Origin of the sequence: Brevibacterium epidermidis NBRC 14811, assembly GCF_001570805.1 — a bacterium.
Taxonomy (GTDB): Bacteria; Actinomycetota; Actinomycetes; order Actinomycetales; family Brevibacteriaceae; genus Brevibacterium; species Brevibacterium epidermidis.
Genome location: NZ_BCSJ01000002.1, coordinates 204,640 through 213,945 on the forward strand (window position 1 = coordinate 204,640; position 9,306 = coordinate 213,945).

Genomic DNA, 9,306 nt, shown 5'->3' on the forward strand with positions numbered 1-9,306 from the left:
GCGGTCGGCGTCAACAACCGCCGTGCTGCCTCACATCTCTTCGTGAGTGAGCGGATCCCGGTCCTTCATGCGACCGCGCTCGAGTCCGGAGATCGCGGCCACCTCGGCGGGGGTGAGTTCGAACTCGAAGACATCGGCGTTGAGGCGCTGACGCTCCGGGTTCGCGGATTTCGGGATCGGGATGCTGCCGATCTCGATATGCCAGCGCAGAACGACCTGGGCCGGGGTCACGCCATGGGCGGCGGCCGCCTCGGCGATGGCGGCTTCGTCGAACAGTCCCTGGTCACGGTAGAGCGGGGACCAGCTCTCGGTCTGCACACCGATGGAGCGGTGGAAGGCCACAAGCTCGGTCTGCGGGAAATACGGGTGAAGCTCGACCTGATTGACGGCCGGGGTGACCCCGGTTTTCTCGACGAGCTCGGTGAGCATCTCCTCGGTGAAGTTCGAGACGCCGATGGACTTCACGAGCCCGCGTCTGCGCAGTTCGATGAGTCCTTCCCAGGTGTCGACGTACTTGCCGACGCTGGGATTGGGCCAGTGGATGAGGTGGAGATCGAGGTAGTCGAGGCCGAGGCGGGCCAGCGATTCCTCGGTGCTGGCGATCGCCTCGGCGAAGCCGTGGTGGCGGCCGGGGATCTTGCTCGTGACGAACAGGTCCTCGCGAGCGACGGAGCAGTCGGCGATGGCCTGACCGACCTCGCGTTCGTTCTCGTAATTCACCGCGGTGTCGAGCAGGCGGTAGCCGACATTGTCGACGGCACCCACGATGGCGTCGACCCCCTCGTCGCCCTTCATCGCGTAGATGCCGAGCCCGAGCTGCGGGAACGCGCGTCCGTCGTTGAGGTCGAGGGTGGGGATCGGTGAGTTCTGTGCGGGGGTGTTCGCTGGGGTCGTCATGTATTCACCCTATGACCGCCGAGGCATTGCTGGCCAGAGCATTCTCCTTGAGTTCGAGCAGGATGTCGTGGGTGAACTCTTCCTGTGAGATCCTCCGAGGAAGCACTGACGCGGGATTCTCACAATGCGGCTTGGGCTAGCGTGGACGCATGGAGACGAACGCGCGAGCTGCGGAGCGGGGATTCCTTCGCCGTATTCGCAGGCTTTCGCGGTGGCGGGTGGCCTTTCTCCTGCCGAGCGCCGGATTGGTGGTCGCCGCGCTGCTCCACGCTGCCCAGTGGGTGACGTCGTGGATATCAACAGCAGTCGCCCGCACACACGGTGCCGCCGATGCCTGTTCCGATCTGGTCGACGACTTCGGCGTCGATCCCGACAGGATCGAACTCATCGACCGCGCACCGTCCGGGTTCGTCTGCCAGGCCCCGACCTACGACGGCGGGCACGCGATCATTGAGCACTCCGGGGCCACCTCGGCGCTGTTTATGGTCTCGATGGCACTCGCCGCTCTCAGCGTTGCGGTGCTTCTCGGGGTGCTGATCGCGTTCATGGTGACCCGGTTGCTCGGGCTGTACCGGTCGCCGCTGGCCGAACCGCGTCGAGATCGGCGGCCGCTGCGGCTCATCGGGATCGGGGTCTTCATGCTGCCGGTGATGATGCTCGGCCAGTATTTTCAGTGGTACTCGAAATCGGACGGCTTTGAGATCTGCCCGGAATCCGTCGGCGGCAATGATGTGCTGGGGTTTTCGGTCACGGCCGACTATCTGCCGCCGAGCCTGACCTGCTCGGGCGACACCGTCACCGGTCAGGAGTTCTCGGTGACGCAGTACGGGTTCCCCTTCTACGGGTTCCTGGCGGGGTTGGTGCTCGCGGCGGTGGGGCTGTGCCTGCTCGTCGCGGTGAGGATGCGGGCGCGGAGACGCTGAGTTCCGGCTCAGTTCCCGGCGGTCGCGATCACCTCGGCGATCCTGCGCCCGAGCGTCTCTGTGGTTCCCACACCGCCGATGTCCGGGGTCAGCACGTCAGCGTCACCGCCGTCGAGCACCCGTTCGAAGCCGGCCTGGACCGCCGCGGCCGCCTCATGTTCGCCGAGGTGGTCGAGCATCATCGCTGCACACCAGATCTGCCCGATCGGGTTGGCGATCTGTTTCCCCGCAATGTCCGGTGCCGACCCGTGGACGGGTTCGAAGAGGCTGGGGAAGTTCCGCTCCGGGTTGATGTTCCCACTCGGCGCGATCCCGATCGTCCCGGTGCAGGCCGGGCCGAGGTCCGAAAGTATGTCGCCGAACAGATTGCTCGCAACCACCACGTCGAACCAGTCGGGGTGCAGCACGAAATTCGCGGCGAGGATGTCGATGTGGAACTTGTCGACGTCGATCTCCGGGTAGTCGGCCGCGATCGCCTCCACCCGCTCATCCCAGTAGGGCATCGTGATGGAGATGCCGTTGCTCTTCGTCGCCGATGTCAGGTGCTTCTTCGGTCGCCGCTGCGAGAGTTCGAACGCGTACTTCAGGATCCGGTCGACACCGGTGCGCGTCATCACGGTTTCCTGGGTGACGATCTCACGGTCGGTGCCTTCGAAGATCTTCCCGCCGATGCTCGAGTACTCCCCCTCGGTGTTCTCTCGCACGACGAAGAAGTCGACATCGCCGGGGCTGCGATCCGCCAGCGGAGACTTGATGCCGGGCAACAGTTTGACCGGACGCAGGCTGACATATTGGTCGAAACGGCGCCGGAACTGCAGCAGGCTTCCCCACAGAGATACATGGTCGGGAACGATATCCGGCCAGCCGACGGCGCCGAAGTAGATCGCGTCGAACGGGCTTAGCCGCTCCTCCCAGTCATCGGGCATCATCTGACCGTGCTCGGCATAGTACTCGGCGTTGGCGAAATTGAAGTGCTCGAACTCGAGGTCGAGATCGAACGCCTCGGCCGCTGCCTCGAGTGCGCGAATCCCCTCAGGAACCACCTCCTTGCCGATTCCGTCGCCGGCGATGACTGCGATGCGATGTGTCTTCTGCATGTCTGTTCTGTCCTTTCGTAACGTGTTCGCATTGTCGGGTCGGGGCTGCCCGCATATGTCCGGATAGGTCAGTACGGGCCATTCAGGCCAGGCTCCGCCCGCGTCTCAGACGATGCGGCCGTGCGGGGTGGTGCCGTCGAGGACGGCGAGCACCGCCTCGGCGGCGGCCAGGCCGGATCGCTGCCTCGCCTCGACCGTCTGGCCGGCGAGGTGGGAGGTGATCCAGAGATTCTCGACCCCACGGAGTGGATCGTCGTCGCGCATCGGTTCGTGGTCGAGAACGTCGAGGGCGGCACCGGCGATCCGCTGGTTCCTGAGCGCATCGGCGAGCGCGGGTTCGTCGACGAGAGACCCTCGGGCGGTGTTGATGAGGTAGGCTGTGGCCTTCATCGCCGCGAGCTGGTCAACCCCGATCACCGGGTGACCGGTGGCTCGGGCGTGCAGGGTGAGGTAATCGGCTTCCGACACCACCCGGTCGAAGTCGGCAAAATCCACGTCCGGTGCTGCCGACGGGTCGGGGTGCCCGGTCGAGGCCAGCACTCTCATACCCAGAGCGATACCGAGTGTTGCGATCGCGCGTCCGCTCGCGCCGAAGCCGACCACTCCCAGCGTTTTGCCGCGCAGTTCGGTCCCCGCATCCCGCGGCCACGCTCCCTCCTCGACCGCTCGGGTGACGTTGGTCAGACGTCGCGCGCAGTTGAGCATGAGGCCCAAGGTCAATTCGGCCACGGCGTGATGGTTCGTTCCGGGAGTGTTGCAGACCGTGATCCCGAGCTCGGCCGCCGCGGCGACGTCGACGGCGTCGTACCCGACGCCGCTGCGCGCCACCACTTTCAGGGTCGGGGCAGCCGCGAGCATCTCGCGAGTGATCGGTTCACTGGAGACGATCGCTCCGAGCGCGCCGTCGAGGAGGTGAGCCTGCTCATCGGGGCTGCGACGCTGCGTCGACGGCGCATAGACCGGTTCACAGCCGCGCGAACGCAGGAGTCGATCGACCTCGTCTCCTTCGCCGAGGTAATCGGTCGTGATGACGATGCGATTGCTCATTCGGGTCCGCTTCCTTCGTAGGCGCAGGTCGGGGTGGTTCGTTTTCGCATTCTTCCACCGCCCCGCCTCGGCGGGATGTCGTTTCGCACAGCGGTCATGCGAGGGCACGCCGTGCATCTAGGGCCACGTCGTTCACGTGAGGGTTCGTCGGGCGAGAGCCTGGCGGGCGATGACCGGGTCGAAGTCCTTCTCCCATTTGCCGACGACGACAGCGGCCATGACGTTGCCGAGGACGTTGATGAGCACCCGCCCCTCGTTGAGGATCCGGTCGATGCCGACGATGAGGGCCAACGCGGCCAGCGGGATGTCGCCGACGGCACTGAGCGTACTTGCCAGGACGATGAACGCGCCGCCGGCGATGCCAGCCGTTCCCTTGCTCGTCAGCATCATCACTCCCACGATCGCCAGCTGCTGGCCCCAGTCCAACGGAACACCGACCGCTTGAGCGAGGAACAGCGCCGCCATGGTCAGGTAGACGGCCGAGCCGTCGAGGTTGAAGGAGAACCCCGCGGGAACGACGATGCCCACGGTCGACTTCCCGACACCGAGCGCCTCGAGTTTCTTGATCAGCTGCGGCAGGATCGCCTCACTCGAACAGGTGCTCAGCGCAATGAGCAGCTCCTCCTTGAAGTAGCGCATCACCGAGAAGATGTTCATTCCGCAAGCCCGGGCGATTACGCCGAGGACGATGACGACGTAGAAGACGCACGTTCCCATGAAGATGAGGATGAGGTATCCCAGCTGTTGGAGGCTCTGGGTTCCGTAGTTCGCGACGACCGCGGCCAAGGCGCCGAAAGTCGCGAGCGGAGCCAGCCACATCACCCAGAGCACGATCTTGAAGATCACGGTCTGCAGCGACTGCAGCGCACGAGTGATGGGCTTCCCTGCCCCACCCGACACATTGAGCGCCGAGCCGAAGAGGATCGAGACGAGCAGCGCCGCGAGGATGGTGTGGCCGGTGAGCGCGCCGAAGAACGATTCGGGAATAATGCTGCTGACGAACTCAACGAGGCTGCCCGGAGAATCGTGTTCGTCGACAGGTACGGCTCCCGCGTTGAGCGTGGACGGGTCGATGTTGAGACCCTCCCCTGGCTTGAAGATGTTGGCGGCGACGAGGCCGATGAGCATCGACAGCAGGGAGAGGACGATGAAGTAGGACAGTGCCTTGACCCCGACCCTGCCGGCCTTGCGCAGGCTGTCCATCGAGGCGATTCCCAGGGACACCACGCAGAAGACGACGGGGATGACGATCATCTTCACCAATGCGATGAACCAATCGCTCAAGGGTGTCAGCGCGGCACCGACCGTGGGGAAGAGCAGGCCGACGGCGATGCCCAGCACCGCGCCGACGATGACATGGAACCACAGCTCGCGGATCAGTCGGCCCCACAGGGACCGTCGTGCCGGGGTGTCGGTTTGGGGGCGGGGTTCTTGTTCGATTGTGGTGGACGACATCGTGAGTGCTCCTTTGTACTCGTGAAGATGTTTGTCGGTCGTCGGCAGGTGTCCGCGCCGCGTTTCGGGTACCGGACCTGCGCCTTTGGTTCGGGTTCTGGACCCGCGCCGAGAGGTCGGGCGCGGGTCCGGTGCGCAGATCTCTCTCAGCTGTGCAGGCCGCGGAGGACTGAGTAGAACTCGCTCTTGCCTTCGAGACCGATGCCCGGAAGCTCACCGGGCGCAACCCGGCTGCCCGAGACGACCGCGTCGTCGGTGAAACCGCCGGTCGGCTGGAATTCGCCGGGGTAGGACTCGTTGCCGCCGAGCTTGAGTGCCGCGGCAATGTGCAGAGAGAACTGGTGCCCGCCGTGGGGGATGCAGCGCCTGGTCGACCAGCCGTGCCGCTTGAGCACATCGAGGAAGCGGCGGTATTCGACGAGGCCGTAGCTCAGCGCCGGGTCGACCTGGATGTAGTCCCGGTCGGGGCGCATGCCACCGTAGCGGAGGAGGTTGCGGGCATCTTGGACGGAGAACAGGTTCTCACCGGTGGCGATCGGGTGACGGTAGTTCTCGGAGACCGTGGCGTTGAGGGCGTAGTCGAGGGGATCGCCGATCTCCTCGTACCAGAAGAGCCCGTAGGGATCGATGGCTCGGCCGTATTCCAGCGCGGTCTGCAGATCGAACTTTCCATTGACGTCGACGGCGAGACGGGACCCGTCGCCGTCGAGGACGTCGATGACTGCTTCGATGCGTTCGAGGTCGTCCTTGAGGTCGGTGCCGCCGATCTTCATCTTCACGACCTCGTAGCCAGCGTCGAGGAATCCCCGCATCTCGTCCTGCAGGTCTGTCAGGCTCTTCCCGGGGGCGTAGTAGCCGCCGGCGGCGTAGACGAAGACGTCATCATCGGGGGCACCGTCGCCGTAGTGTTCGGAAATCCAGCGGTAGAGCGGCACACCGGCCGCCTTCGCGGCAAGGTCGTGCAGGGCCATGTCCGCGACTCCGACAGCCACGGATCGTTCGCCATGCCCGCCGGGCTTTTCGTTGGCCATCATCAGATCCCATGCCTTCTCCGGTGAGAGCTCGCCCTTATCGTCGAGGATGTCCTCGGCCGGGGCGTTCAGGAGACGGGGAAGGATCCGGTCCTCGAGGATCGCCGAGGCGTTGTAGCGTCCGTTCGAGTTGAAGCCGTAGCCGACCAGCGGCTTTCCGTCGACGATGACGTCGCTGACCAGGGCGATGATCGTCGAGTCCATCTTTGAGAAGTCGATATAGGCGTTGCGCATCGACGAACTGATCGGGATGGTGCCCACGTGGGCGGAAACAATCTTCATGAGTTCTCCAAACGCTAGATATTTCTTATAAGAAGTAGTGTCAAAGTCTCACACCGGTTCATTCGGGTGGGAGCATTTCTTATAAGATGTAAGTAAGCTACATCGGAGTCACCTGGAGGCGCAACCCCTGAGACAGCCAACTTATAAGATATGCTGAATTTCTCGAGGACCGAGAAGCCAGCCCACCCGAGAGGCCAGGCATTCGGAGAGCAAGCACCTGCAGAGAACGTGCTCAAGCACTCGCAGAGAACCGGAGGGCACATGCAGACCATGAGCGTCTTTTCCAGCAAGGGGTCGCTAGCGTACTCAGAGGTGCGCCGACTCATCCTGTCCGGAGACCTCAAGCCCGGTTCACGCATCTCTCAGTACGAACTCGCCGATGACCTGCAGATGAGCATCACTCCCCTGCGCGAGGCCATCCGCCGCCTGGCGAGCGAGGGACTGGTCATTCTCGGCAACCACAGGGACGTCCGCGTCGCCGGTGTCAGCTCCGCCGAGGCCCGGCAGCTGCATGAGGTCCGCCTGTCCCTTGAGCCAGATGCCACAGCCATGGCGGCAGAGCGGCGCACCGAGGCCGACATTGAACGGATGCGCACTGCCGCAAGCGCTCTTGTCCCGGTCACTCGCGACTGGGGTGATGACGGGATCGCCGCACACCGGGAATTCCACCGTGCTGTCTACTGCGCCTCAAACAACGACGTCATGATCAGGTTGCTCGATGACCTGTGGGACAAGTCTGATCGCTACCGGAGGATCGGCCTCGAGTTGCCCTCGGGCGAGGAGCCGCGCATGGTTGATTTCAACGAACATCAAGAGATCCTCGAGCTCATCGTCTCCGGCGATGGAGAGGCAGCCTCAGCACTTGCCCGCACGCACATCGTTAACAGCCTGACCGCCTCGGTGACGGATCTCCTCGACGAATTCTCAACCGGCGACTGAACTCCGCGGGAACGCACCATGGACTCACACTACGCGCGGACACGGGATACGGACCAAGGGTTCCGGCCCATGCCCCATGACCTCAACTCAACTGAGCTCACTTGAGTGCGCCGAGCACCTCGTTGAGCGCCTCGGTGGCCGAAGGGTGCGTGTAGATCGTGTCGCGCAGTTCGGTCGCGGTCACGTCGTGGCGCATCGCGAGCGCCACGGTGTTGATGACCTCCTGTGAGTGCACGTGGACGAGGGCCGCGCCGAGGATGAGATCGGTCTTCGCGTCGACGACGAACTTGACGATTCCTCGCGGGTCGCCTTCGATCTTCGCCCGCGGTGCCGCGGCGATATCGGCCTGGAGCTTCGCGCCGACCTTGATCTCGTAGCCTTCGTCGCGAGCGGCCTTTTCGGTCAGGCCGACGCGGGCGACGGGCGGGGTGAGGAACATCGTGTACGGAACTGAGCCGCGGTCCTTCGTCGACCGTTTGCCCTCACCGAGGAGCTGATCGGCGAGGATCCGATTGTCGTCCAGCGAGATGTACGTGAACATCGGTCCGCCGTTGACATCGCCGAACGCGTACACGCCTTCGGCGGAGCTGCGCAGGTACTCATTGGTGACGATGAACCCGCGATCGTCGGTGTCGATGCCGGCCTTTTCCAATCCGAGCTCCGCGGTGGCGGGTTTGCGTCCGACGGCCAGGAGGAGCGCCTCGGCGTCGATGGTCTTGGTCTCTCCGCCCACCTCATAGGTCACGGTCGCGGCGTCAGCGCCGTCGTTGACAGCGGTGACGGAGGCGCCGTTGACGATGGTGACTCCGTCGTCGGCGAGGGCTTGGGCGACCACCTCAGCGACATCGTCGTCCTCATTGGCCAGCGGACGCGGTCCGCGGTCGAGAACGGTGACCTGCGAGCCGAAGTGGGCAAACATCGATCCGAACTCGAGTCCGATGTAACCGCCGCCGACGATGACGAGGCGATTCGGGAAAGGATCGACGTGCTGCAGGGATTCGGAGTCGTGGATGCGGCCACCGAGCTGGGCGCCGTCGATGGGTGGGATGTTTGCGACGGATCCGGTGTTGACGACGACGGTGTCGGCGGTGATCGTCATGGTGTCGGCGCCGCCGGAGACGCGGATTGCGCGTTCGCCGGTGAACTCGGCGCGACCGCTCACCAGCAACACTGAATCGAGGTCGGCGAGCATCGAGTGGTTCTTCTTCCGCATCGCCCCGGTCAGGATGTCGCGACGTTTGACGGCTTTCGCGAAGTATTCGTCGACGTCGTCATCGGCGCGTTTGTTCTCGGCGTCGTGGACGAGGATCTTCGTGGGGATGCAGGCGATGTTGATGCAGGAGCCGCCGATCATCATCTCCGACTGTTCGACGACGGCGACCTTCTTGCCGGCGCGAGCCATGGTGCCGGCCAGTGTCTTACCGCCCTTGCCCCAGCCGATGACGAGGAGGTTGACGTGTTCCGTGTGGTCGACTCCGGAGAGTGTTGAGGAGGGCGTGGTTTCGGTCGAGGCGCTCTGCTGTGTCACTGTCTCTGTGGTCATGCTCAGTCCTCTCGAGTCGGTGCCTGTCACTGTACCGGCCCCTTATTACTACGTGACGGCGGCCCAGCAACCTCGCGCGAGGTTGCTGGGCC

At 64.2% G+C, this 9,306-nt stretch carries 8 protein-coding genes; 2 read left to right on the top strand and 6 right to left on the bottom strand.

Features of this window, described 5'->3' with window-relative positions:
• Positions 1-30: 30 nt before the first annotated feature.
• Positions 31-897, bottom strand: coding sequence for an aldo/keto reductase (locus tag BEP01S_RS01660; RefSeq protein WP_062239823.1), 867 nt, complete (start codon positions 895-897; stop codon positions 31-33).
• A 149-nt stretch (positions 898-1,046) separates the two neighbouring features.
• On the opposite strand from BEP01S_RS01660, the gene BEP01S_RS01665 reads away from it, so the two are divergent.
• A complete protein-coding gene (locus BEP01S_RS01665) occupies positions 1,047-1,820 on the top strand; it encodes a hypothetical protein (RefSeq protein ID WP_062239826.1) in 774 nt (257 codons plus the stop codon).
• Between the two features lie 8 nt (positions 1,821-1,828).
• Here the strand turns inward: BEP01S_RS01665 and BEP01S_RS01670 are convergent, their stop codons facing one another.
• From BEP01S_RS01670 to BEP01S_RS01685, 4 genes are all read right to left on the bottom strand, one after another.
• Entirely contained in the window at positions 1,829-2,917 is a 1,089-nt protein-coding gene (locus BEP01S_RS01670) for a tartrate dehydrogenase (RefSeq protein WP_062239830.1), read from the bottom strand.
• 105 nt (positions 2,918-3,022) lie between these two features.
• Positions 3,023-3,964, bottom strand: coding sequence for a phosphoglycerate dehydrogenase (locus tag BEP01S_RS01675; protein ID WP_062239832.1), 942 nt, complete (start codon positions 3,962-3,964; stop codon positions 3,023-3,025).
• A 132-nt stretch (positions 3,965-4,096) separates the two neighbouring features.
• Entirely contained in the window at positions 4,097-5,419 is a 1,323-nt protein-coding gene (locus tag BEP01S_RS01680) for a cation:dicarboxylate symporter family transporter (RefSeq protein ID WP_083532442.1), read from the bottom strand.
• A gap of 146 nt (positions 5,420-5,565) precedes the next feature.
• On the bottom strand, positions 5,566-6,732 hold the full coding sequence (locus tag BEP01S_RS01685) for an enolase C-terminal domain-like protein (RefSeq protein WP_062239835.1): 1,167 nt from the start codon (positions 6,730-6,732) through the stop codon (positions 5,566-5,568).
• Between the two features lie 270 nt (positions 6,733-7,002).
• On the opposite strand from BEP01S_RS01685, the gene BEP01S_RS01690 reads away from it, so the two are divergent.
• Positions 7,003-7,671 (top strand): GntR family transcriptional regulator, encoded by a 669-nt coding sequence (locus tag BEP01S_RS01690; RefSeq protein ID WP_244882019.1) that lies wholly within the window; start codon positions 7,003-7,005, stop codon positions 7,669-7,671.
• 97 nt (positions 7,672-7,768) lie between these two features.
• Here the strand turns inward: BEP01S_RS01690 and BEP01S_RS01695 are convergent, their stop codons facing one another.
• A complete protein-coding gene (locus tag BEP01S_RS01695) occupies positions 7,769-9,214 on the bottom strand; it encodes a dihydrolipoyl dehydrogenase family protein (protein WP_083532443.1) in 1,446 nt (481 codons plus the stop codon).
• Between the last annotated feature and the right edge of the window lie 92 nt (positions 9,215-9,306).